Origin of the sequence: Pseudomonas allokribbensis (assembly GCF_014863605.1) — a bacterium.
GTDB classification, from domain to species: Bacteria; Pseudomonadota; Gammaproteobacteria; order Pseudomonadales; family Pseudomonadaceae; genus Aquipseudomonas; species Aquipseudomonas allokribbensis.
In genome coordinates, this window is sequence record NZ_CP062252.1 from 815001 (window position 1) to 840529 (window position 25529).

A 25529-nucleotide genomic window follows, 5' to 3' on the forward strand; every position below is an offset into this window, starting at 1 on the left:
CGCACCCCTGATAAGGGTGAGGTCGGCAGTTCGAATCTGCCCAGACCCACCAATTTTGTGTGGGAAACGCCTGTAGAAATACGGGGCCATAGCTCAGCTGGGAGAGCGCCTGCCTTGCACGCAGGAGGTCAGCGGTTCGATCCCGCTTGGCTCCACCACTACTGCTTCTGAAGTAAGAGCTTAGAAATGAGCATTCCATCGAGTGGATGGTGAATGTTGATTTCTAGTCTTTGACTAGTTCGTTCTTTAAAAATTTGGGTATGTGATAGAAAGATAGACTGAACGTTACTTTCACTGGTAACGGATCAGGCTAAGGTAAAATTTGTGAGTTCTCTTAGTTGAGAAATTCGAATTTTCGGCGAATGTCGTCTTCACAGTATAACCAGATTGCTTGGGGTTATATGGTCAAGTGAAGAAGCGCATACGGTGGATGCCTTGGCAGTCAGAGGCGATGAAAGACGTGGTAGCCTGCGAAAAGCTTCGGGGAGTCGGCAAACAGACTTTGATCCGGAGATGTCTGAATGGGGGAACCCAGCCATCATAAGATGGTTATCTTGTACTGAATACATAGGTGCAAGAGGCGAACCAGGGGAACTGAAACATCTAAGTACCCTGAGGAAAAGAAATCAACCGAGATTCCCTTAGTAGTGGCGAGCGAACGGGGACTAGCCCTTAAGTGGCTTTGAGATTAGCGGAACGCTCTGGAAAGTGCGGCCATAGTGGGTGATAGCCCTGTACGCGAAAATCTCTTAGTCATGAAATCGAGTAGGACGGAGCACGAGAAACTTTGTCTGAATATGGGGGGACCATCCTCCAAGGCTAAATACTACTGACTGACCGATAGTGAACTAGTACCGTGAGGGAAAGGCGAAAAGAACCCCGGAGAGGGGAGTGAAATAGATCCTGAAACCGTATGCGTACAAGCAGTGGGAGCAGACTTTGTTCTGTGACTGCGTACCTTTTGTATAATGGGTCAGCGACTTATTTTCAGTGGCGAGCTTAACCGAATAGGGGAGGCGTAGCGAAAGCGAGTCTTAATAGGGCGTCTAGTCGCTGGGAATAGACCCGAAACCGGGCGATCTATCCATGGGCAGGTTGAAGGTTAGGTAACACTGACTGGAGGACCGAACCGACTACCGTTGAAAAGTTAGCGGATGACCTGTGGATCGGAGTGAAAGGCTAATCAAGCTCGGAGATAGCTGGTTCTCCTCGAAAGCTATTTAGGTAGCGCCTCATGTATCACTGTAGGGGGTAGAGCACTGTTTCGGCTAGGGGGTCATCCCGACTTACCAAACCGATGCAAACTCCGAATACCTACAAGTGCCGAGCATGGGAGACACACGGCGGGTGCTAACGTCCGTCGTGAAAAGGGAAACAACCCAGACCGTCAGCTAAGGTCCCAAAGTTATGGTTAAGTGGGAAACGATGTGGGAAGGCTTAGACAGCTAGGAGGTTGGCTTAGAAGCAGCCACCCTTTAAAGAAAGCGTAATAGCTCACTAGTCGAGTCGGCCTGCGCGGAAGATGTAACGGGGCTCAAACCATACACCGAAGCTACGGGTATCACGTAAGTGATGCGGTAGAGGAGCGTTCTGTAAGCCTGTGAAGGTGAGTTGAGAAGCTTGCTGGAGGTATCAGAAGTGCGAATGCTGACATGAGTAACGACAATGGGTGTGAAAAACACCCACGCCGAAAGACCAAGGTTTCCTGCGCAACGTTAATCGACGCAGGGTTAGTCGGTCCCTAAGGCGAGGCTGAAAAGCGTAGTCGATGGAAAACAGGTTAATATTCCTGTACTTCTGGTTATTGCGATGGAGGGACGGAGAAGGCTAGGCCAGCTTGGCGTTGGTTGTCCAAGTTTAAGGTGGTAGGCTGGAATCTTAGGTAAATCCGGGATTCTAAGGCCGAGAGCTGATGACGAGTTGCCATTAGGCGACGAAGTGGTTGATGCCATGCTTCCAAGAAAAGCTTCTAAGCTTCAGGTAACCAGGAACCGTACCCCAAACCGACACAGGTGGTTGGGTAGAGAATACCAAGGCGCTTGAGAGAACTCGGGTGAAGGAACTAGGCAAAATGGCACCGTAACTTCGGGAGAAGGTGCGCCGGTGAGGGTGAAGGACTTGCTCCGTAAGCCCATGCCGGTCGAAGATACCAGGCCGCTGCGACTGTTTATTAAAAACACAGCACTCTGCAAACACGAAAGTGGACGTATAGGGTGTGACGCCTGCCCGGTGCCGGAAGGTTAATTGATGGGGTTAGCTAACGCGAAGCTCTTGATCGAAGCCCCGGTAAACGGCGGCCGTAACTATAACGGTCCTAAGGTAGCGAAATTCCTTGTCGGGTAAGTTCCGACCTGCACGAATGGCGTAACGATGGCGGCGCTGTCTCCACCCGAGACTCAGTGAAATTGAAATCGCTGTGAAGATGCAGTGTATCCGCGGCTAGACGGAAAGACCCCGTGAACCTTTACTATAGCTTTGCACTGGACTTTGAATTTGCTTGTGTAGGATAGGTGGGAGGCTTTGAAGCGTGAACGCCAGTTTGCGTGGAGCCATCCTTGAAATACCACCCTGGCAACTTTGAGGTTCTAACTCAGGTCCGTTATCCGGATCGAGGACAGTGTATGGTGGGTAGTTTGACTGGGGCGGTCTCCTCCTAAAGAGTAACGGAGGAGTACGAAGGTGCGCTCAGACCGGTCGGAAATCGGTCGTAGAGTATAAAGGCAAAAGCGCGCTTGACTGCGAGACAGACACGTCGAGCAGGTACGAAAGTAGGTCTTAGTGATCCGGTGGTTCTGTATGGAAGGGCCATCGCTCAACGGATAAAAGGTACTCCGGGGATAACAGGCTGATACCGCCCAAGAGTTCATATCGACGGCGGTGTTTGGCACCTCGATGTCGGCTCATCACATCCTGGGGCTGAAGCCGGTCCCAAGGGTATGGCTGTTCGCCATTTAAAGTGGTACGCGAGCTGGGTTTAGAACGTCGTGAGACAGTTCGGTCCCTATCTGCCGTGGACGTTTGAGATTTGAGAGGGGCTGCTCCTAGTACGAGAGGACCGGAGTGGACGAACCTCTGGTGTTCCGGTTGTCACGCCAGTGGCATTGCCGGGTAGCTATGTTCGGAAAAGATAACCGCTGAAAGCATCTAAGCGGGAAACTTGCCTCAAGATGAGATCTCACTGGAACCTTGAGTTCCCTGAAGGGCCGTCGAAGACTACGACGTTGATAGGTTGGGTGTGTAAGCGCTGTGAGGCGTTGAGCTAACCAATACTAATTGCCCGTGAGGCTTGACCATATAACACCCAAGCAATTTGCGTCGGCTCTCTAAACCAGAGCAACCAGATTGCGGTGTGTGAAGACGAAACGAACCGAAAGTTCGACTGCACCTAAAAAGGCAGCACAAAACACCGAAAACTATCCCATACCCAATTTGCTGAAGCGAGGCCGTCTGGCCACGACTCAGTACCCGAATTTCTTGACGACCATAGAGCGTTGGAACCACCTGATCCCATCCCGAACTCAGAAGTGAAACGATGCATCGCCGATGGTAGTGTGGGGTTTCCCCATGTGAGAGTAGGTCATCGTCAAGATTAAATTCCGAAACCCCAATTGCGAAAGCAGTTGGGGTTTTGTTTTGCCCGCAGGAAAGTTCGTACGACATTCTCAGACGCCCTGCGGCTGTCCTCGCCTGCCGACAATGCTAAGGTTCAGCCCTAGCTTTTGTACTTTTCCAAGGAAGCCTTCATGCCGGACACTCAGTCCCTCAACGCTGCATTCATGGTGGTTCAGAGCAACAGCCTGGACGAACTGCGCAGCCTTGTGATCAGCATAATGCGGCGCTATCCGCTGGCTCCCCTGGAGAACGAAATTGCGCTCGTGCAGAGCAACGGCATCGCTCAATGGCTCAAGCTGGCATTAGCCGAGGATCCTGAAGAGGATGACCTTGGCGGCTGCGGTATTGCCGCTGCAATTGATGTGCAGTTGCCGGGCAGTTTCATGTGGCAGCTTTACCGAATGGTCCTGGGGCGAGATGAGATCCCGGCAAAGTCCCTGCTCGACAAGGCACCTCTGACCTGGCGGTTGATGCGCTTGTTGCCGCAGGTCATCGACCTGCCGCATTTCGAACCGCTGCAACGATTCCTGACCCATGACACCGACTTACGCAAGCGCTACCAGCTGTCCGAGCGTTTGGCTGATCTATTCGATCAGTATCAGGTGTACCGTGCCGACTGGCTCGAGGATTGGGCCGAGGGGCGTCATCAACTACGAAATGTCAGAGGTGAAATAAAACCGCTGCCCATCACCAGTTGCTGGCAGGCGGAGCTGTGGCGCGCATTGCTTGAGGATGTCGGTGAACAAGGCATGGCTCAAAGCCGTGCGGGCGTGCACCAGCGATTCATCGAGTGCATCAACAACCTTGAAAAAGCACCGACAGGTTTGCCTTCACGAGTAATCGTTTTCGGAATTTCCTCACTGCCTGCGCAAGTACTCGAAGCATTGGCAGGGCTGGCCCGTTTCAGCCAGGTCCTGCTCTGTGTCCACAACCCTTGCCGTTATCATTGGGCCGATATCGTTGCCGACAAGGATCTGTTGCGCCATCAATACAAACGTCAGGCTCGCAAGAACGGCATGCCCGTGGTTCTGAATTCTGAATCACTGCATCAACATGCCCACCCGCTACTGGCAGCCTGGGGCAAGCAAGGTCGTGACTACATCAATCTGCTCGACAGCTATGACGACCCCGGCAGCTATCGCGCGGCATTTCGCAATGGTCGTATCGATCTGTTCAGCGAAACAGTCCCGCAAAATATGCTCAATCAACTGCAAGATGACATTCTGGAGCTGCGCCCACTCGACGAGACGCGTGAGCTCTGGCCCGACGTCGATCTGAAGCAGGACCAGTCGATTCGATTCCACATTGCCCATAGTGCCCAGCGTGAAGTGGAGATTCTCCACGATCAGCTTCTGGCCCGCTTCAGCGCCAATCCCGAACTGCGCCCGCGCGATGTGATCGTGATGGTGCCTGATATCGACAGCTATGCACCGCATGTCCGTGCGGTGTTCGGGCAGCTGGATCGTCATGATCCACGGTTCATTCCTTTCACACTGGCAGACCAGGGGCAACGCGGTCGCGATCCATTACTGATCGCTGTCGAACATTTGCTCAAGCTGCCAGACAGTCGTTTCCCCGTCAGCGAAATCCTCGACTTGCTCGATGTTCCAGCGTTACGCGCACGGTTCGGAGTGGAGGAGCGGGACTTGCCGACTCTGCATCGCTGGATCGAAGGCGCCGGTGTGCGTTGGGGGATGGACGCTGATCAGCGCGCCGGACTGGGATTGCCAAATGAACTGGAGCAGAACAGTTGGCGTTTCGGCCTGAGGCGGATGCTCCTCGGGTATGCGGTTGGCGACTCAAGTGCCTGCGCGGGTATTGAGCCCTACGATGAAATTGGCGGTCTCGATGCCGCATTGATCGGTCCTCTGGTCGCCTTGCTGGATGCCTTGGAGTACTCGCACCAGCAGTTGCTGAAGCCTGCGAAACCTCAAGAGTGGGGGAGCCGGTTACAGGTACTGATGCAGGTGTTTTTCAAAGCGAGCAATGAGCATGACGACTACTTGCTGACCCAGCTTGAAGAGCTGCGCGAAACATGGCTGGAGACCTGCGAGTCTGTCGGACTGGAAGACGAGTTGCCGCTGACCGTTGTTCGCGAGGCCTGGCTGGCTGGACTGGATCAGGGGCGCCTTTCTCAACGCTTTCTGGCCGGAGCGGTGAACTTCTGTACCCTGATGCCGATGCGGGCAATTCCATTCAAGCTGGTTTGCCTTCTGGGCATGAACGATGGCGATTATCCCCGGGCACAACCACCGCTGGACTTCGACCTCATGGGCAGCGATTACCGGCCGGGAGATCGCTCCCGCCGTGAAGATGATCGCTATTTGTTGCTCGAAGCACTGTTGTCTGCGCGTCATCAGCTCTACATCAGTTGGGTTGGACGCAGTATTCGTGACAACAGTGAGCGGCCACCCTCGGTGCTGATCGGTCAGTTGCGCGATCATCTCGCCAACGGTTGGTGCACGACTGACGACAGTGCGGATCTTTTGCATGCCATGACTCAGGAACATCCGCTGCAGCCATTCAGTTCACGTTACTTCCATGAGGGAAATGAACTGTTCAGCTACGCCAGCGAATGGCAGATGCTGCATCTACGTCATGAGCCTGTTGATGTGAAAGGAATACTTGAACCCCATGTCCAGGAGGAGCCGTTGAGTCTCGCACTGCTGCAGGATTTCCTGCGCAATCCGGTGCGACACTTTTTCACTCAGCGATTGAAGGTTTACTTTGAAGCGGCACAAGTACCTCAAGCCGATGAAGAACCCTTTGTCCTGGATGCGTTGCAGCGATATACCCTCAGCGACAGTTTGCTCGAAGCGGCCCTGGGACATCCGGAGAGTGTTGATCAGGCGCTCGAGGATCAGGCTCGGCGCCTGCAAAACAGCGGGCTGCTGCCCATGGCGGGATTTGGTGAGTGCCTGCAGCGAGAGTTGATCGAACCGCTTCCTGATTTGCTGCAACGCTATCAGCAGCTACTGACGCTTTGGCCGACTCCGTTGACCAGCGCGATCCCGATCAATCATGAATGTCAGGGATTACGCCTGGAAGGATGGCTTGGTGGTCTGCATCAACGCGCCGATGGCGGTGTGCTGTCGGTGACGACGATCCCCAACAGTATCGGTTCGATCAAGAACCGCAAATGGCACCGTCTGACCAAACCATGGGTCAATCATCTGGTCGCTTGTGCGAGTGGGCTTTCTCTGACTACGGCGCTGGTCGCCAGTGACGACACCCTTTTGCTTGAACCGATGGAGCAGGATCGGGCCTGGAGAATACTCGAAGACCTGCTGCTCGCCTGGCAGTCAGGAATGCGTCAACCGCTCCCGGTGGCGGTGAAAACCGCTTTTGCATGGCTGGGCCAGAATGACCCGCTGAAGGCTGAAGCCGCTGCCCGTAAAGCCTATGAAGGTGATGGCCAGACCAGCGAAGGTGAGCGACGCGAAAGCCCCGCATTGGCCCGTCAATTCCCGGATTACGATGCATTGTTGGCCGAAGAGACATTCCCCGATTGGTGCAACGCTTTATACCGCCCAGTGCTCGAAGCCCCTTGGCAATCCTTGGCCAGCGCGGGGGGACGTTCATGAGCGCAAAGCAGCCTCTTGCCCTGGCGTTTCCGTTAAAGGGCAGTCAACTGATCGAGGCCAGCGCGGGTACTGGCAAGACATTTACAATCTCCGCGTTGTATCTGCGCCTGATCCTTGGCCATGGAGGTGAAGCGAATGGCTTCGGTCGCGAGCTGCTGCCACCGCAGATTTTGGTGGTGACATTCACCGACGCAGCGACCAAGGAGTTGCGCGAACGTATTCGCACTCGCTTGGCGGAGGCCGCACGCTTCTTCCGTGACGAGACACCGCCTCCAGATACGTTGATTGATGAGTTGCGCGCGCAGTTCGACCCTCAGCAATGGCCCGGTTGCGCCAATCGTCTGGACATCGCCGCGCAATGGATGGACGAGGCTGCCGTCTCGACGATCCACAGCTGGTGTCAGCGAATGCTGCGCGAACACGCATTCGACAGCGGTAGTCTGTTTACCCAGACCCTCGAAACCGATCACAGCGATCTGTTGGGCGAAGTGCTCCGCGATTACTGGCGCCTGTTCTGCTATCCGATGCAGGGGGATGTACTGAATTGGGTTCGCAGTCACTGGGGCGGTCCGGCCGCTTTGTTGCCTCGCGTACGTGCTCTCTTCGGTACTGAACGTAATGGAGCGGAAGGCAGATCTCCGGCCGAACTGATCGAAGAATGCCTGCAAGAACGTCGAGCAGCATTGGTTGAATTGAAAAAGCCCTGGCAGCAGTGGGCGGATGAGCTGCTCGCCATTTGTCATCAGGGCGTCGCCAGCAAGACAGTCGATGGGCGCAAGATGCAGGCTCGCTACTTCGAGCCCTGGTTCGAGAAACTCAAGGCCTGGGCTGAAGACGAGTCACTGGAGCAACTGGATATCGGTACCGGATTTACCCGGCTCACGCCTGACGGCATGGCCGAGGCCTGGAAAGGCGAGCCACCGAGCCATCCGGGACTGGACGCCATGCAGGCACTCAAATCAAGCCTCGATGAGCTGCCAACCCCCGACGCAGCGGTGCTGCAGCACGCCGCCAAATGGGTGGGCGAGCGCTTTGAAGAAGAAAAGCGTCGACGTGCCGAAATGGGTTTCGACGACATGCTGCTGCGACTCGACGCAGCCTTGCAATCCGAAGGCGGCGAGCGCCTCGCCACGCTTATTCGCGAGCAGTTTCCGGTCGCCCTGATCGATGAATTTCAGGATACGGATCCGGTGCAGTACCGGATCTTCGAGAACATCTATCGCATCGAGGAAAACAATCCCGAGACCGGACTATTCCTGATCGGTGATCCGAAGCAGGCGATCTATGCCTTCCGTGGCGCAGACATCTACACCTACCTGCGCGCGCGAATAGCCACCACCGGGCGGCTACATACGTTGGGCACAAACTTCCGCTCCAGTCATGGAATGGTCCGTGCGGTGAACCAGGTGTTCGAGCGCGCGGAATCCCGTGAACAGGGACGCGGCGCGTTTCTGTTTCGAGAGAAAAACGGTGACAACCCGGTGCCGTTTCAGCCCGTGGATTCTCAGGGGCGCAAGGAACATTTACTGATTTCCGGGCAAGACGTGCCGGCGCTGAATATCTGGCATTTATCCACCGAGCAACCAGTCTCCGGTGCGGTCTATCGCCAGCAGATGGCGGCGGCCTGCGCCAGTGAAATCACTGCCCTGCTCAATGGCGGACAAGCCGGCAGCGCTGGTTTCGCGCAGGACGGCAAGGATTTTCGCGGGGTGCAACCGGCGGACATCGCAATTCTTGTGCGTGACGGCAAAGAGGCCCAAGCGATACGCGGTGAACTTGCCGCCCGAGGGGTGCGCAGTGTTTACCTGTCGGACAAGGATTCTGTCTTTGCGGCCCAGGAGGCCCATGATCTGCTGGCCTGGCTCAAGGCCTGTGCCGAACCGGATGTCGAGCGCTCGTTGAAGGCAGCCCTCGCCTGCACCACGTTGAACCTGCCGTTGACTGAGCTGGAGCGCCTGAATCAGGACGAACTGGTCTGGGAAGCTCGCGTCATGCAGTTCCGAGCCTATCGCGAGATCTGGCGCAAACAAGGCGTGCTGCCGATGTTGCGGCGTTTTCTGCATGACTTCCATCTGCCGCAAACCTTGATCGCGCGCAGTGATGGTGAGCGTGTGCTGACTAACCTGTTGCACCTGTCGGAGCTGATGCAGCAGGCGGCCTCCGAACTCGATGGCGAACAGGCGCTGATCCGGCATTTGGCCGAGCACCTTGCGTTGTCCGGTCAAGCGGGTGAGGAGCAGATCCTGCGCCTTGAAAGCGACGAGCAACTGGTCAAGGTCGTGACGATCCACAAGTCCAAGGGGCTTGAGTATCCGTTGGTGTTTCTGCCTTTTATCTGCTCGGCCAAACCCGTGGACGGCAGCCGGCTGCCGTTGCATTACCACGATGCATCCGGCAAGGCTCAGGTCAGTCTCAAACCTGATGCCGAGCTGATTGCCCTGGCCGACAATGAGCGGCTGGCGGAGGACCTGCGTTTGCTCTACGTCGCTCTGACCCGGGCACAACATGCCTGCTGGCTTGGCGTGACGGACCTCAAGCGCGGCAATAACAGCAGCTCGGTCCTGCATCTTTCAGCACTTGGTTATCTGGTGGGTGGTGGCGCGTCATTGAGTGAGTCCAGCGGTCTGACTCGCTGGCTCGACGATCTGCAGCAACATTGCCCTGCGCTGAGCATCGTTGAAATGCCCCTGGCAACCAGCGAAAGCTACCAGCCGCCACGCAACGAAGCGATCCCAAGTGCCACGTTGATCCCCAAACGCAAGGCCAGCGAAAACTGGTGGATCGCCTCTTACAGTGCCTTGCGCATCAGTGACGTGTTGAGCGTGGGCAGTGATGAAGCACCGGACAGCCCGCAAGCGCAGAAACTGTTCGACGACGAGCGCCTTGAGCCCGATGCCCCTCGCGAGATCATTCCGGGAGGGGCCGAGATTCACCGCTTCCCCCGAGGACCGAATCCGGGGACGTTCCTCCACGGACTGCTCGAATGGGCAGGTGATGAAGGGTTCGCGGTTTCACGCGAGGCGCTGGAAGACGCGATCGCTCGACGCTGCAATCGACGCGGCTGGGAAGGCTGGATCACGACCCTAAGCGACTGGCTGCAGCATTTGCTCAAATCGCCGATGCCTGCAGGCACCGGTCGACCACCGGTGGTGCTGGAGCAATTGAAACAGTATCGGGTCGAGATGGAGTTCTGGTTCGCCAGCCACAAGGTCGATGTCGTCAGACTCGACGAGCAGGTACGCAAGTTCACCCACAACGGTGTTGCCCGGGTCGCCGCCGAAGCGGTGCAACTCAACGGCATGTTCAAAGGTTTCATCGACCTGACCTTTGAGCATGATGGTCGGTATTACGTGGCGGATTACAAATCCAACTGGCTGGGCGTCGATGACGCCGCCTACACCGAACTGGCCATGGAACAGTCGATTCTGGAAAATCGTTACGACCTGCAATACGTGCTGTATCTGCTGGCACTGCATCGTCAGCTCAAGGCCCGCCTCGCCGATTACGATTACGACCGGCATGTTGGCGGTGCGCTGTATCTGTTCCTGCGGGGCTCTCGTGCTGACAGCGGTGGTGTGTATTTCGTGCGGCCGCCGCGAGAGCTGATCGAGCGTCTGGATCGGATGTTCCAGGGCAAACCGGAACCGAAAGCCGAGCCCGCGTGGGAACAGGGAGAATTGCTATGAGCCGCACCATCGCGGATTTTCCGCCGGTTTCACTGGATGCCGACGGCCTCGCGCAGCTCACCCCTCTGACGCGAGCCCATGACCTGTTGCAGCTACTGAACCTCTGGGTCGAGCGTGGATGGCTGCGGGCGCTGGACAAGGCATTCGTGGCATTTCTTTACGAGTTGGCGCCTGACGTTGATCCGTTGGTATTACTTGCCGCCGCGTTGACCAGTCATCAACTCGGCCACGGTCATGTGTGTCTGGATTTGTTCGAAACCCTCAAGGCCCCGGACTTCGCCCTGTCCCTGCCGCCGGAGGGTGACGTGCAATCGGGTGTGTTGTTGCTGCCATCGCAATTGCTTGAAACCCTGGAAGGGGCGCACTGGTGCAGGGTGCTGGCTGGCAGCTCGCTGGTGGCGCTGGCTGCCGACGACAATGAGTCTGCACGGCAATGTCCTCTGGTGCTGTCCGGTAAGCGCCTGTACTTGCGGCGGTACTGGGCCTATGAGCGACGCATCGACACTGCTCTGCGTCAGCGCTTGGCGGAGCATGAGCCGACGCCGGGCGATCTGTCGCAGCGGCTGGACGAGTTGTTCGGATCGACAAAGAACGCCGACGTGATCGACTGGCAGAGACTCGCCTGCGCGCTGGCGACCCGAGGTGCTTTCAGCATCGTCACGGGCGGGCCTGGCACCGGCAAGACCACCACGGTGGTGCGTTTGCTGGCGTTGCTTCAGGCTCCGGCGGTCGAAGCCGGCCAGCCTCTGCGCATTCGCCTGGCCGCCCCCACGGGTAAGGCGGCTGCGCGGTTGACCGAGTCCATCAGCCAGCAAGTGCAGTCGCTGAAAGTCGCCGACGCCGTTCGGGAAAAGATTCCTTCCGAGGTCACCACTGTTCACCGTTTGCTCGGCAGCCGTCCCGGCACCCGACACTTCCGTCACCATGCCGGGAACCGTCTGCCACTGGATGTGTTGGTGGTCGACGAAGCGTCCATGATCGATCTGGAAATGATGGCCAACCTGCTTGATGCTTTGCCGTCGCACGCTCGTCTGGTGTTGCTGGGCGACAAGGATCAACTGGCCTCCGTCGAGGCCGGTGCGGTGCTGGGGGATCTGTGCCGCGACGCCGAGGCGGGTTGGTACAGTCCGCAGACCCGCCAGTGGCTGGAGTCCGTTAGCGGTGAGTCCTTGCAGGACAGCGGTTTGCATGAGGACATCGACGGTACACACCCGTTGGCGCAGCAAGTGGTGATGTTGCGTCACTCGCGGCGTTTCGGCGAGGGCAGTGGCATCGGCCAGCTCGCGCGTCGGGTGAATCAGCAATTGCCGGATGAGGCTCGCCAGCTGTTGGCTGGGCGAAGCCATGACGACGTGTATTCACTGGCGCTCAAAGGTGAGCAGGACCACGCACTGGAGCGGCTTGTTCTGGAAGGGCATGGCGATGGCCCCCACGGGTATCGGCATTACCTGAGCGTTCTGCGCAATCAGCGTCCGCCTGCGGGAGCTCCCCTTGAGCATCCAGGTTGGCTCGATTGGGCGCGTGAGGTCTTGCAGGCGTTCGATACTTTTCAGCTGCTGTGCGCGGTGCGTAAAGGGCCGTGGGGCGTCGAGGGGTTGAACCAGCGCATCACCGACGCGCTGCTCAAGGCGCGGCTGATCGACAGCGACCAGCAATGGTATGAAGGTCGCCCGGTGCTGATGACCCGCAATGACTATGGCTTGGGGCTGATGAACGGTGACATCGGCATTGCTCTCAAGCTGCCCGAGCGTGATGGGCCGAACGCCGGTGAAGCGGTCCTTCGGGTGGCGTTCCCGCGTAACGACGGGCGCGGCGGGGTACGGTTCGTGTTGCCGAGCCGGCTCAATGATGTGGAAACCGTGTACGCGATGACGGTGCACAAGTCGCAAGGCTCGGAGTTTGCCCATACCGCGCTGATCCTTCCGGACGCCTTGAATCCGGTGTTGACCAAAGAGCTGATCTACACCGGCATTACCCGAGCCAAGCACTGGTTCACCTTGATCGAACCGCGAGCCGGGGTGTTTGAAGAGGCGGTGCAGCGCAAGGTCAAGCGCTTGAGCGGTCTGATGCTGGAACTGGAGGAGGGCGTGGGACCTCGATAATGAAAATGCTGACGGATCCCGGCGTTATCTGACCAGCCGGTCAGAGGGTGCTGTATCGCTGGCGTTCCAACGCTGTGCTATCGTTGCGGCATCATCTCGTTACGATCCAAGAGAATCCCTGCATGAAGCTGGCTGTCTGGGCGACAGAGCGCGTAGTTGGCAGCAAGCAAGTGTTGCTTGCCGGTCTGCTCTGTTTGCTCACGGGTGTGGCTGCTGCCCAGCCGCAAACACCGGTGGGTATGGCCGAGCAACGGGCAAAATCCGTTACTCAGGTGGTCCTCGGCATTCTCAGTTATGCCCGCTGGCCGGTTGAACCTGCACAATTGCGCCTGTGCATCGTCGGTCCCACCGAATACACCGACGACCTGGTGAAAGGCACGACCCAGGCCACGGGCCGACCTGTCACGGTGCGTCGCCTGCTGGCCGACAACCCGTCTATCGTCAGCGAGTGCGATGCGGTGTACATCGGCAAACTCACCGCCGATGAACGCAGCCGACTGTTCGCTTCGCTGATTGGCCACCCGGTATTGAGCATCAGCGAGGGCGGCGATCAGTGCACGGTCGGCAGTCTGTTCTGTCTGCGGGTCGGTGATGAGCAGGTGTCGTTCGAGGTCAATCTCGACTCCGTCGCCCGCAGCGGCGTGCGCATTCATCCGAGCGTGCTGCAGTTGTCGCGCCGCAAGCCGGCGGCCCCATGAGACGCAACAAATCCACAGGGCGTCCGACCCTGGGTTCGGTCATCGGTCGCGGGCATTTGATTGTCGCGCTGGTTGCCGTGGGAATGGCCAGTGTGTCCCTGACCCTGCTCGGCGTGTTGGCGCTGCGGGTCTATGCCGATCACAACCTGCACCTGATCGCTCGTTCGATCAGTTACACCGTGGAAGCGGCGGTGGTGTTCAACGACAAGCCTGCAGCGACGGAAGCGCTGGCGTTGATCGCTTCGACCGAAGAGGTGGCGGACGCGCAGGTGCTGGACAGCCAGGGCCAGGAACTTGCGCGTTGGCAGCGTCCGGAGAACGGCTTGTTTTCCGGGCTGGAAATGCAGATAACGCGGGTCGTTCTGGAAAAACCGATCAGCCTGCCGATCCTGCATCAGGATCGCGAGATCGGCCGGATCCTGCTGACGGGTCACGGCGGCAGCTTGATGCAGTTTCTGTTGAGCGGTCTGGCGGGCATCATTCTCTGCACCGCGATCAGCGCCTGGGTGGCGCTCTATCTGGCGCGCCGTCAGTTGCGCGGGATCATCGGCCCGCTGCACAGCCTGGCGGGAGTCGCCCACGCCGCCCGCAGTGAGCGGGCGCTCGACCGGCGCGTACCTCCGGCGAAAATCGCCGAACTCGACAACCTCGGTAATGACTTCAATGCCCTGCTCGATGAGCTGGAGTCCTGGCAGACCCATCTGCAAAGCGAGAACGAAACCCTCGCCCATCAGGCCAGCCACGACAGCCTCACCGGATTGCCCAATCGCGCGTTCTTCGAAGGCCGTCTGATCCGCGCGCTACGCAGCGCCAGCAAACTCAACGAGCGGATGGCGGTGCTGTTTCTCGACAGTGACCGTTTCAAGGGCATCAACGACAGTTTCGGTCATGCCGCCGGCGATGCGGTGCTGGTGGCGGTGGCTAACCGGATTCGGGCGCAGTTACGCGAAGAGGATCTGGTGGCGCGTCTGGGCGGCGATGAGTTTGCCGTTTTGCTGACGCCGTTGCACAAGACCGAAGACGCCGAGCGCATTGCCGACAAGATCCTCGCCAGCATGGACACCCCGATTGCATTGCCGGGCGACACCAGTGTGGTGACCTCGCTCAGTATCGGCATTGCGGTTTACCCCGATCATGGCGCCACGCCCGGCACCTTGCTTGATGCGGCTGACGCCGCCATGTATCAAGCCAAGCGCCTGTCGCGTGGCGCCCAATTCACGGCCGGGTCGGAGCACCCGGTCGATCCCGTTCAAACCAGGAGCTAATGCCCGTGTTCTCACTTTCCGTTCGACTGTTTTCCACACTGATGTTGATGGCCATGTTGGCCCTGACCGGATGCCAGACCGCCCCGCAAAAAGGCCTGACGCCAGCGCAGATTGCCGTGCTCAAACAGCAAGGCTTTGAGCTGACCGACGACGGTTGGGAGTTCGGCCTGTCGGGCAAAGTGCTGTTTGGCAGCGACATAGAAAGCCTGAACAAGCAAAGTACCGAAATCGTCGAGCGTATCGGCAAAGCCTTGTTGGGTGTCGGTATCGAACGGGTGCGAGTGGATGGTCACACCGATGCCTCGGGCAAGGAAAGCTACAACCAGCAGCTGTCGCTGCGCCGAGCGAAAAGCGTCGGTAAAGTGCTGACCACGGTCGGCATGAAGGAAGAGAACATTCAACTGCAAGGCCTCGGCAGCCGCGAACCGGTGGCCTCCAACGACACCGTTGCCGGCCGCACCGAAAACCGCCGGGTATCGATCGTGGTCAGCGCCGATTAATCGGCGAACTGCATCTCTCGCGTCTGCCCCATCAACAGCGCCTGATTGCGTTCGGTCACTTCGCGGATGTAATCCCACAACAGGGTGATCCGCTTGAGCTTGCGCAGGTCTTCCCGGCAGTACATCCAGAACTGCCGGGTGATGTCGATTTCCTCCGGCAGCACCGGTAACAGGCGTGGGTCCTGGGCTGCGAGGAAACACGGCAGAATCGCCAGCGAGCGCCCCTGCTGCGCCGCCACGAATTGTGCGATCACGCTGGTGCTGCGCAAATTGGCGCTGGCGCCGGGCACCACGTTCGCCAGATACAGCAGCTCCGAGCTGAACGCCAGGTCATCCACATAACTGATGAATTGATGCTTGCCCAGGTCCGCGGGGCGGCGGATCGGCGGGTGTTTGTCGAGGTATTCCTGGGTCGCGTAGAGCTGCAAGCGGTAGTCGCAGAGTTTGCAGCATACATACGGCCCGTGTTCCGGGCGTTCGAGGGCGATGACGATGTCGGCCTCGCGTTTGGACAGGCTGATGAAGTGCGGCAGCGGCAGGATGTCCACCGAAATTGCCGGGTAGGCGTCGACGAAGTGGCTCAGTTGCGGCGTGATGAAGAAACTGCCGAAACCTTCGGTGCAGCCCATCCGCACATGCCCGGAAAGTGCGACACCGGAGCCGGACACCTGTTCGCAGGCCATGTGCAGTGTGCTTTCGATCGACTCGGCGTAGCTCAGCAGACGCTGGCCTTCGGCGGTCAGCACGAAACCGCTGGTGCGGGACTTTTCGAACAGCAATGTGCCCAACGCCGCCTCCAGCGAACTGATTCGCCGCGACACCGTTGTGTAATCCACAGCCAGGCGTTTGGCCGCAGTGCTGGCCTTGCGGGTACGAGCGACTTCGAGGAAAAACTTGAGGTCGTCCCAGTTCAGCGAGCCTAAAGACGTGATGTTTTTTTGCATGATGGACGGGCTTATATGTGCGTTCTTATTAGAAGTTTGCACATCTATACTCCAAAAACAGTCCGACAACCAATTCGTGACACACGCCTCATCTCAAGGCGAACCCTTCGCCTTGGCTCCTAAGATAAAAACAAGTTCTGGAGACCAGCATGAACGCATCGCTTACGCCCAACGAAACCACGATCCAGAAGGTCAAGCTGCTGATCGACGGCGAGTGGGTCGAGTCGCAGACCACCGAGTGGCATGACATCGTCAACCCGGCGACCCAGCAGGTGCTGGCCAAAGTCCCATTCGCCACCGCCGCTGAAGTCGACGCTGCCGTCAGTGCCGCCCAGCGCGCCTTCCAGACCTGGAAGCTGACCCCGATCGGCGCGCGCATGCGCATCATGCTCAAGCTGCAAGCGTTGATCCGCGAACACTCCAAACGCATCGCCGTGGTGCTGAGCGCCGAACAGGGCAAGACCATTGCCGATGCTGAAGGCGATATTTTCCGTGGCCTGGAAGTGGTCGAGCACGCGTGCTCCATCGGCAGCCTGCAAATGGGCGAGTTCGCCGAAAACGTTGCCGGCGGCGTCGACACTTACACCCTGCGCCAGCCGATCGGCGTCTGCGCCGGCATTACGCCGTTCAACTTCCCGGCAATGATTCCGCTGTGGATGTTCCCGATGGCCATCGCCTGCGGCAACACCTTCGTGCTCAAGCCGTCCGAACAGGATCCGCTGTCGACCATGCTGCTGGTGGAACTGGCGATCGAGGCCGGCGTTCCGGCGGGTGTGCTCAACGTCGTGCACGGTGGCAAGGACGTGGTCGATGGCCTGTGCACCCACAAGGACATCAAGGCGATTTCGTTCGTCGGTTCGACCGCCGTCGGCACCCACGTTTATGACCTGGCCGGTAAACACGGCAAGCGCGTGCAATCGATGATGGGCGCGAAGAACCACGCCGTGGTGCTGCCGGACGCCAATCGCGAGCAAGCGCTCAATGCCCTGGTCGGCGCCGGTTTCGGTGCGGCCGGTCAGCGTTGCATGGCCACGTCGGTGGTGGTGCTGGTGGGGGCCGCCAAACAATGGTTGCCGGATCTGAAAGCGCTGGCGCAGAAACTCAAGGTCAACGCCGGCAGCGAGCCGGGCACCGATGTCGGTCCGGTCATTTCGAAAAAGGCCAAGGCGCGGATTCTCGATCTGATCGAAAGCGGTATCAAGGAAGGCGCCAAACTCGAGCTGGACGGTCGCGACATCAGCGTGCCGGGCTACGAGAAAGGCAACTTCGTCGGCCCGACCCTGTTCTCCGGGGTGACCACCGACATGCAGATCTACACCCAGGAAATTTTCGGCCCGGTACTGGTGGTGCTGGAAGTCGACACCCTCGATCAGGCCATTGCGCTGGTCAACGCCAACCCGTTCGGCAACGGCACGGGCCTGTTCACCCAGAGCGGCGCGGCGGCGCGTAAATTCCAGAATGAAATCGACGTCGGTCAGGTCGGCATCAACATCCCGATTCCAGTGCCGGTACCGTTCTTCAGCTTTACCGGTTCGCGCGGTTCGAAACTCGGCGACCTCGGCCCGTACGGTAAGCAAGTGGTGCAGTTCTACACCCAGACCAAAACGGTCACGGCGCGCTGGTTCGATGACGACAGCGTCAACGACGGCGTGAACACCACCATTAACCTGCGCTGAGGAATGGCCATGAAAATCGCATTTATCGGTCTGGGCAACATGGGCGCGCCGATGGCGCGCAACCTGATCAAGGCCGGGCATTCGCTGAACCTGGTGGACCTGAACAAAACCGTGCTGGCGGAACTCGAGCAACTGGGCGGCACCATCCGCGCCTCGGCTCGCGAAGCCGCACAGGACGCGGAACTGGTGATCACCATGCTGCCGGCCGCCGTGCATGTGCGCAGCGTCTGGCTCGGTGAAGACGGAGTGCTCGCCGGGATCGGCAAAGGTGTGCCGGCAGTGGATTGCAGCACCATCGATCCGCAGACTGCTCGCGACGTGGCAGCGGCCGCTGCCAAACAAGGCGTGGCCATGGCCGATGCGCCAGTTTCCGGCGGCACCGGCGGCGCCACTGCAGGTACGTTGACCTTCATGGTCGGCGCCACCCCGGAACTGTTCGCCACTCTGCAACCGGTGCTGGCGCAAATGGGCCGCAACATCGTGCATTGCGGTGAAGTCGGCACCGGGCAGATCGCCAAGATCTGCAACAACCTGTTGCTCGCCATTTCGATGGTCGGCGTCAGCGAGGCGATGGCCCTCGGCGATGCGCTGGGGATCGACACCGGCGTGCTTGCCGGGATTATCAACAGCTCGACCGGCCGTTGCTGGAGCTCGGAAATGTACAACCCATGGCCGGGCATCGTCGAAACGGCGCCGGCCTCGCGTGGTTACACCGGTGGCTTTGGCGCCGAGCTGATGCTCAAGGATCTGGGGCTGGCCACCGAGGCGGCGCGTCAGGCGCATCAGCCGGTGGTGCTGGGCGCTGTGGCGCAACAGTTGTATCAGGCAATGAGTCAGCGCGGGGAAGGTGGCAAGGACTTCTCGGCGATCATCAACAGCTATCGCAAGCCGCAGTAATCGTCGTCAGGCCTGTGTTTGTCACAGGTCTGTATTGCCGGGAAATCACGTCGGGTGGTTTCCCGGCTTTTTTGTATCAGGCGAACACGAAATATTTGCGCACAGTCTCGACCACTTCCCAGGTGCCCTTCATGCCCGGTTCGACGACGAAGATGTCACCGGCACGCAGGTGGATCGGCTCCAGGCCGTCCGGGGTGATGATGCAGTAGCCCTCCTGGAAGTGGCAGTACTCCCATTTCACGTAATCCACCCGCCACTTGCCTGGCGTACAGATCCAGGTGCCCATGATCTTGCTGCCGTCTTCGCTGGTGTAGGCGTTGAGGTTGACGGTGTGCGGGTCGCCCTCGAGCTTCTCCCATTTACAGGCGTCGAGTACTGGCAGCGGGTGGGTGTCGCGCAGAACGGTGATAGGTGCGGGCATGACGGCTCCAGGCCAAAGGCAGTTTGAGTCGCCACCCTAACGTTGGTGAGCACTGTCGGAATGTCTGGGTTCGACCTCCAGATGCCTGTTAGCGCTGGAGGGATCCCCCCTGAAACCGGCCACTTGCACCAATGCTGTGCATATATGACGGCTTTAATACAAGCGCGCACCATAAAAGTTCAATAAATTTTTAGACCAAAACGAGATAACCATCCGGGCACCTATTGCAAAACAAAATCGTCTGTACTATAACATTCGTACTAAAGGACAATCCCACCCTAATGGAGCTACACCAGAGTCACGGACAGACTTGAATCGGCTTTTCTTCACATAAAACTGACTTGGCCATCGGCGCAAGCGTGAACGTCTACCTGTTGTTAATGAATAACGACAATTGAATGAACCGGTCAGTTAATAAGTTGCGCAGACGCAATGTTGTGCGTGCTTTGAATAGAAGCCCTAAATAAACAGTTAATTGTTATTTGTGCATCGGCGGAATTATATCTGCGGGATACGCACGCCTTTCGAATTTATATGTGCCCGGCATCAATGGAATGAGGCTTTATTGTGGACGACATAAACGTAATTGAAGTTTCGACGACCGTGAGTGACGCGAGTGAGTTGGGCCGGCATGTCTGGATTCGTGCTGGCAGCCGCCTGCAAAACGTTCAGGTCGCCGATGATTGTTTCATCGGGTTCAAGTGTGATTTGCAGTTCGCCTCCATCGGCGCGTCCAGCATGCTGGCCACCGGCGCACGGTGCCTGGGCACTGCGCAATCACCGGTACACATTGCCGACAATGTCTGGCTGGGCGCCAAGGCCACCGTGACCGCGGGCGTTTCCATCGGTGCGGGAGCGGTGATCGCTGCCGGAGCGCTGGTGACTGCTGATGTACCGGCCGATGCCATCGTGGTCGGCCGCCCGGCGCGAGTCATTGCCCTGCGCACGGTGGTCGAGGACGGCCTGCCGAGCCCGGCGCCGGTGCTGGCGAAAGTCCGGGATCGTGCGCGCCAGGGCTTGCCGTCGATGCTCGATCGGTCGACGCAGTCGGTGCCGCGGCTCAAGGCGTTGAACCCCGACACCGCGACCTGGGACATCAGCGACGAAGCCTTGATCGATGCCGAATTGCGCGGCGGGGCTTCGGTGGAAATCGCCCGGGACTGCATTCTGATCGGACGCAGCAGCCGCCAGGGCGGCATGTCGCAACTGGGCGGCATCGAACTGGGCACCGGCGCTCGACTGGCGCCGGGCGTGGTTATCGAAGCGGCCGGTGGCGTGACCATCGGTGCCTTCAGCGAGCTGGCCGAAGGCGTCACGATTGTTGCGTCTACTCATGATCATTCGTTCCGCTCACTGCCTTGGGAGGAGGCACCTGTGCGCATTGGAAGTCGTTGCGTAATTGGCGAGGGCGCCATCTTGGTAGGTCCACTGAATATCGGTGACGGTGCAGTTATCAAGCCGTACTCAGTGGTGATAAGGGATGTATTGGAAAACACTGTGGTTCATGGCGTTGTTCAACTAATGGAGATTCAAGAATGATTTTATTTGCCCCCAATCCGACCGGTTCAGGCCACAACATGCGCGCGCTTTCGATCGCTCAGGCGATTAAAAAGCAACGTCCGGATATGCCATTGACCGTGGCGCTGGCTTCTTTGCAGCCCACCTTTACGCCGATGTTCGAAAAGTCCGGCGTTGAAGTGGTGGATATTGCCGGTCGTTTGGTCGATTACTCGAAAAAGAGCAACTTGTCGAAGGAGCTCGACTGGAATAATTACATCGGCGGTTATATCGCCAATACCTTCTTGTCCGGTGAGCGGATTCTGTCTTACCTGGCCCTGATCGCCGAGTACAAGCCGACCGCCCTGGTGTCTGACTACAACATGGCTGCCTGCCTGGCCGCGATTTTCAGTGGCACGCCGCTGGTGTTCGTGACCGAGCGCTATGACTTCACACTCTGCCAGCTCCAGGATCACGACCTGGCCGACGGTGGTTTCGAAGTCAATGCGCTGGAAATGGCCCGGGCCCGTACCGCGCTGCACAGCCAGTTCAACTGGATGATCAATCAGAGCCAACTGGTGCTGACCGATAAGCCGTACGTGGCTTCCCTCGATCAGGGCACACCGGTCGCCGAAGCGCTGATCAGCGGCAAGGCGCATTTTGTCGGGCCGATGATCCGCGACATCAATGTCCAGAGCGGTTTGAACGTTCGCGAGCAATTGAACCTGGGCGATGCGCCGTTCGTGGTTGCCTCGATCAGCGGCACCACGATGTTTGCGCAGAACAAGGACGCGCTGCTCGCCGCCTACCTCGACAGCTTCAAGGTCCTGCGCGAACGCAATCCGGAACTGAAACTGGTGTTGCTCGGCCGTCAGGATATCCAGGCCCAGGATGGCGTGGTTTGCGTGCCGTATTACCCGGACTGGATGGGCCTGCTGCGCGAAGCCAGTCTGCTGATTTCGGCGCCGGGCTGGATCACCGTGACGGAAATCGCCGCGCTGCAGATTCCGACCCTGTTCGTGCTGCCGTCCAAATCCGAATACCACGAACTCGAAGCGCTGCGCCGCCTGGAGCTGCTCGGTTTCCCGACGCATCTGGGTCACGATCGCGATGCAATCGTCGAGCTGATTCAGGGCGAACTGGAGAAAGACACTCGCGCTTGCGCCTACTACGCGCCTCATCGTCAAGTGGCCGCGCCGGACGGCGAAGGTGCTGCCCGTGCCGCCATGCGCATCATCGAATTGTGTCAGGGCAGCGTTGTGTCGCTGACTGAAAGCAAAGCCGCTTAACCTCAAGGAAGAGGGATTTACCATGCCGCTGCATCCGCAGTTTGTATTTGATCAAGGCCTCAAGGACATTGAGTACGGCGGTTTTTTTGCTGTCACCGATGCCAGTGGCGAAGTCGCGATTTCCACTGACAAGCAGTTGCAGGATCAGGTCGCGGCCACGCTCTACCAGGCCGACCACGGTGACGATGTTCAACTGCGTTTTGCCCACGACGGGTTGATGCGTTTGTACGATGCGCCGAACGCCGGTTTTCACGAGCTCGCCGACCGCTACTGGACGCCGCATGGTTCGGGGCGTTGCCGAACGCTGGCGTTGCAACTGGACGCATTGGCTGCGCTGATTGCCTATCAGCGTCGAGTGCCGCAGGACGCGGCGAACGATGCCGTGATCCACGGCATGCTGGAAAAGGTCGAAGCGCTTTACGCCCGTTCCACGGTTGCCGGCCTGTACAGCAGCGACTGGTCGACGCCGCTGGAGCTGGCGACCTCGATCGATCTCGACATCAGCGCCACGGCCTTGCTGGCGCGTATCGGCAACGAGCCGTTGGGTCTGGGGCTGGTCGGGCACTTGCAGATTCACGCAGAAAACCTGATCGGTCGCGTGGCCGGCAGTGACAGTGCATCCTGTGTCGATGTGTCCCTGACCCGCTGCGCCGTACGCGCTCAGGTCAGCCTGGTGCTGGCGCGTCTGGCCGATGTGCGGGACGACAACGCGCTGTCGAACCTGGCCCGTTCGTTCCTGCTGCAAACCCTGTCACTGTTTCGCGATCCGGCCTACGGCGGGTACTGGGACCGGGTGGGCATCAACGGCAAAGTGCGTTGCGACTGGCACACCTCGTACAAGAACCACGAGTCGCCATTCCCGATCAAAACCGCCTACGACGTGGCGTTGCTGTTGCAGGCGATTCAGGCCTTGCCGTCCGGCGCGAGCGAAGCTGACCGGACTTCGGTGACGGCAGCCTTGCTGGAGTTTCACGACGCCCGCAATGGCGGACTGTTCATGGGCAAGGGCTACTTCTGGTCGACGCCTGATGACCCGACCGTGCCGTTCATTCGGCAGTTCTGGGCGCCGCCGCGTCAGCCGGGGATTTTCAGCATCGGCAACCTGACGTACCTGCCGTTGCACTTGAAGAGCCTGAAAACCCAGCTCGCCGCCGCCCACGCCTTGCAGGCCATCGAGCCGGCCGCTGCCGTTGCTCATCATGACGATGCAGCGTCGGTAGATCGTGAGCTGCAAGTGATCGATGGCGGTGGCGATGTGCAGCGCATTCACCCGAATGGCGTGCCGACCATCAATGTCGATCTGCAGCGTTATCTCGCGTGGCTGGCCAAGGCCCGGGCGTCGAATGAAACCCCTTACGGGCTGACCGCCGAAACCGCGCCGCTGGGTTTTCGTGCCGACAAAACCTGGCAGGTGTTTTCCGGATTGCATGTGATCTCTGACTTGCATGCCCTGGGCCTGCAAATCGAAAACAAGGCCAGCCTGATCGATTGCATCAGGGCCTCACAGAACACCGACGGCGGATTTGCCGAGCAGCCGGGGCACCTGAGCGATGTGTTCGCCACCTACTGCGCGGTGTTGTCGCTGCGGGTGCTGGGCGCGTTGCCGAACGATATCGGCGGTTGCGTGCGTTACCTGCAAGCGTGCCAGAACCCCGATGGCGGGTTCGGCGATGTGCCGGGTTTCGGCTCGGACATCTGGCACACCAACCTGGCGGTGTTGTCGCTGCATGCGCTGGAAGCCAAGGCGCCGGACGAGCAGGGCGTGATGGCGTTTGCTCTGCGCTGCCGCTCGGCCGATGGCGGTTTCGCCAACAAACCCGGGTATCCGCCGGACGCCTTTTCGGTGTACCGCGTGGTGTCGACGCTGTTCATTCTCAACCGACGCATCGTCGATGCCGAACAGACTGTCGCCTGGCTGCAGAGCCTGCAACTGGCCAACGGCTCGTTCCACTACCGGCCGGGCAAAGCCGTCAGCCTGGTGGGGACTTACATGGCCATCGCGGCGATGTTTCTGCTCGACGCCCAGCCGACGCATTTGCAGGAATCGAAAGACTGGATCGCTTCCCATCAGAAGCAGGACGGTGGTTTCGGCCCACTCAACGCGACCTCGGCGACCACCGATGAAAGCTTCGTCTGCATCCAGACGCTGCTGATTCTCGAGCAAGGGCTGTCGCAATACTGGGTGGCACTGTTGAACTGACCCGCACATGACGGCGGGCAGCATCGAAGGACGTTAAATCATCATTTTGCCAGGGGAGGCGCTGATGAAAATTTTAGTGACAGGGGGCGCGGGCTTCATTGGCTCGGCCGTGGTGCGGTTTCTGATCGAAGAGACCGAATGTGAAGTGATCAACGTCGACAAACTGACCTACGCCGGCAATCTCGAATCGCTGACCGATGTGTCCGACTCGCCGCGTTATCGGTTTTGTCAGGTGGACATCTGCGACAAGCCGGCGCTGGACGAATTGTTCGCGCGGCTGCAACCGGATGCGGTGATGCACCTGGCCGCCGAGTCCCACGTGGACCGCTCGATCGATGGCCCGCAAGCCTTCATCGAAACCAACATCGTTGGCACCTACACGATGCTCGAAGCGGCGCGCGGTTACTGGAACCGGCTGGACGGGGCGCGTCAGTCGGCGTTCCGTTTCCATCACATTTCCACCGATGAAGTGTATGGCGACCTGGAACCCGAAGATCCGGCGTTCACCGAGCGTACGCCGTATGCGCCAAGCTCGCCGTATTCGGCGACCAAGGCCGGTTCCGATCATCTGGTTCGCGCCTGGCATCGCACGTATGGCCTGCCGGTGGTGATGAGCAACTGCTCGAACAATTACGGGCCTTATCACTTCCCGGAAAAACTGATTCCTCACGTCATTCTCAATGCGCTGCAAGGCAAGCCGTTGCCGGTGTACGGCGATGGCGCGCAAATCCGCGACTGGCTGTTTGTCGAGGATCACGCCCGTGCCCTGTATGCGGTGGTGACGCGTGGTGAGGTCGGGCAGACCTACAACATCGGCGGCCACAACGAGAAGACCAACCTTGAAGTCGTGCAAACCCTGTGCGATCTGCTCGAAGCGCGCGGGGCGGAAAAACCGGCGGGCGTCGCGCACTTCCGCGACCTGATCACCTTCGTCAAGGATCGTCCGGGCCACGACAAACGCTACGCCGTCGATGCCGGGAAAATCCACGCGACGCTGGGCTGGACGCCGCAGGAAACCTTCGAAAGCGGCATGAAGAAAACCGTCGACTGGTACCTCGACAACCGCGCCTGGTGGGTGCGGGTGATGTCCGGTGCCTACGCGCTGGAGCGTCTCGGCGAGCAACGTAACGAAGCCCTCGTGGCCTGAACACACAGTCA

Annotated in this window: 14 protein-coding genes, 2 tRNA genes and 2 rRNA genes (1 of these 18 only partly in view); 16 read left to right on the forward strand and 2 right to left on the reverse strand. The window is 58.9% G+C overall.

All coding sequences use genetic code 11. From position 1 onward, the window contains the following. The 10 genes from IF199_RS03600 to yfiB form a co-directional block, all read left to right on the forward strand. Nucleotides 1–52 (forward strand) — tRNA-Ile (locus IF199_RS03600) (it extends 25 nt beyond the left edge of the window). Nucleotides 53–82: 30 nt separating this feature from the next. After that, nucleotides 83–158, forward strand: a tRNA-Ala gene (locus tag IF199_RS03605). A gap of 245 nt (nucleotides 159–403) precedes the next feature. Then, nucleotides 404–3294, forward strand: a 23S ribosomal RNA gene (locus IF199_RS03610). A 179-nt stretch (nucleotides 3295–3473) separates the two neighbouring features. Beyond that, nucleotides 3474–3589: ribosomal RNA gene (rrf, locus tag IF199_RS03615) — 5S ribosomal RNA — on the forward strand. 154 nt (nucleotides 3590–3743) lie between these two features. Next, nucleotides 3744–7196, forward strand: coding sequence for an exodeoxyribonuclease V subunit gamma (gene recC / locus IF199_RS03620; protein ID WP_192559702.1), 3453 nt, complete (start codon nucleotides 3744–3746; stop codon nucleotides 7194–7196). Beyond that, nucleotides 7193–10882: an exodeoxyribonuclease V subunit beta gene (gene recB / locus IF199_RS03625; RefSeq protein WP_192559703.1), complete on the forward strand. Its 3690-nt coding sequence runs from the start codon at nucleotides 7193–7195 to the stop codon at nucleotides 10880–10882. The genes recC and recB overlap by 4 nt, the downstream gene beginning before the upstream one ends. Beyond that, entirely contained in the window at nucleotides 10879–12984 is a 2106-nt protein-coding gene (gene recD / locus IF199_RS03630) for an exodeoxyribonuclease V subunit alpha (RefSeq protein ID WP_192559704.1), read from the forward strand. Before recB ends, recD begins: the two co-directional genes overlap by 4 nt. A 122-nt stretch (nucleotides 12985–13106) precedes the next feature. Beyond that, the gene (gene yfiR, locus IF199_RS03635) at nucleotides 13107–13682 is read left to right on the forward strand and encodes a regulatory sequestration protein YfiR (protein ID WP_096818680.1); all 576 of its coding nucleotides are present in this window, start codon (nucleotides 13107–13109) and stop codon (nucleotides 13680–13682) included. Next, the gene (gene dgcN, locus IF199_RS03640; protein ID WP_096818682.1) at nucleotides 13679–14947 is read left to right on the forward strand and encodes a diguanylate cyclase DgcN/YfiN; all 1269 of its coding nucleotides are present in this window, start codon (nucleotides 13679–13681) and stop codon (nucleotides 14945–14947) included. Before yfiR ends, dgcN begins: the two co-directional genes overlap by 4 nt. After that, entirely contained in the window at nucleotides 14947–15447 is a 501-nt protein-coding gene (gene yfiB / locus IF199_RS03645; RefSeq protein WP_176504814.1) for an outer membrane lipoprotein YfiB, read from the forward strand. The genes dgcN and yfiB overlap by 1 nt, the downstream gene beginning before the upstream one ends. Here yfiB and IF199_RS03650 read toward each other — a convergent pair. Further along, on the reverse strand, nucleotides 15444–16391 hold the full coding sequence (locus tag IF199_RS03650; RefSeq protein ID WP_114881330.1) for a LysR family transcriptional regulator: 948 nt from the start codon (nucleotides 16389–16391) through the stop codon (nucleotides 15444–15446). The genes yfiB and IF199_RS03650 overlap by 4 nt on opposite strands. Nucleotides 16392–16540: 149 nt before the next feature. On the opposite strand from IF199_RS03650, the gene IF199_RS03655 reads away from it, so the two are divergent. Next, nucleotides 16541–18067, forward strand: coding sequence for a CoA-acylating methylmalonate-semialdehyde dehydrogenase (locus IF199_RS03655; RefSeq protein WP_102619357.1), 1527 nt, complete (start codon nucleotides 16541–16543; stop codon nucleotides 18065–18067). 9 nt (nucleotides 18068–18076) lie between these two features. Continuing rightward, a complete protein-coding gene (gene mmsB / locus IF199_RS03660) occupies nucleotides 18077–18964 on the forward strand; it encodes a 3-hydroxyisobutyrate dehydrogenase (RefSeq protein ID WP_192559705.1) in 888 nt (295 codons plus the stop codon). A gap of 76 nt (nucleotides 18965–19040) precedes the next feature. Here the strand turns inward: mmsB and IF199_RS03665 are convergent, their stop codons facing one another. Next, nucleotides 19041–19385 carry a cupin domain-containing protein gene (locus tag IF199_RS03665; protein ID WP_096818693.1) on the reverse strand — a complete coding sequence of 115 codons (345 nt, stop codon included), beginning with the start codon at nucleotides 19383–19385 and terminating at the stop codon, nucleotides 19041–19043. A gap of 603 nt (nucleotides 19386–19988) precedes the next feature. Here IF199_RS03665 and IF199_RS03670 point away from each other — a divergent pair. The 4 genes from IF199_RS03670 to rfbB all read left to right on the forward strand — a co-directional run bounded on the left by IF199_RS03670 (nucleotide 19989) and on the right by rfbB (nucleotide 25518). Further along, on the forward strand, nucleotides 19989–20924 hold the full coding sequence (locus tag IF199_RS03670) for an acyltransferase (RefSeq protein WP_244142435.1): 936 nt from the start codon (nucleotides 19989–19991) through the stop codon (nucleotides 20922–20924). After that, nucleotides 20921–22171: a glycosyltransferase family 28 protein gene (locus IF199_RS03675; protein ID WP_102619359.1), complete on the forward strand. Its 1251-nt coding sequence runs from the start codon at nucleotides 20921–20923 to the stop codon at nucleotides 22169–22171. Before IF199_RS03670 ends, IF199_RS03675 begins: the two co-directional genes overlap by 4 nt. A 22-nt stretch (nucleotides 22172–22193) precedes the next feature. Beyond that, a complete protein-coding gene (locus tag IF199_RS03680; protein ID WP_192559707.1) occupies nucleotides 22194–24371 on the forward strand; it encodes a prenyltransferase/squalene oxidase repeat-containing protein in 2178 nt (725 codons plus the stop codon). A gap of 64 nt (nucleotides 24372–24435) precedes the next feature. Beyond that, on the forward strand, nucleotides 24436–25518 hold the full coding sequence (gene rfbB / locus IF199_RS03685) for a dTDP-glucose 4,6-dehydratase (RefSeq protein WP_208491903.1): 1083 nt from the start codon (nucleotides 24436–24438) through the stop codon (nucleotides 25516–25518). Nucleotides 25519–25529 lie beyond the last annotated feature (11 nt).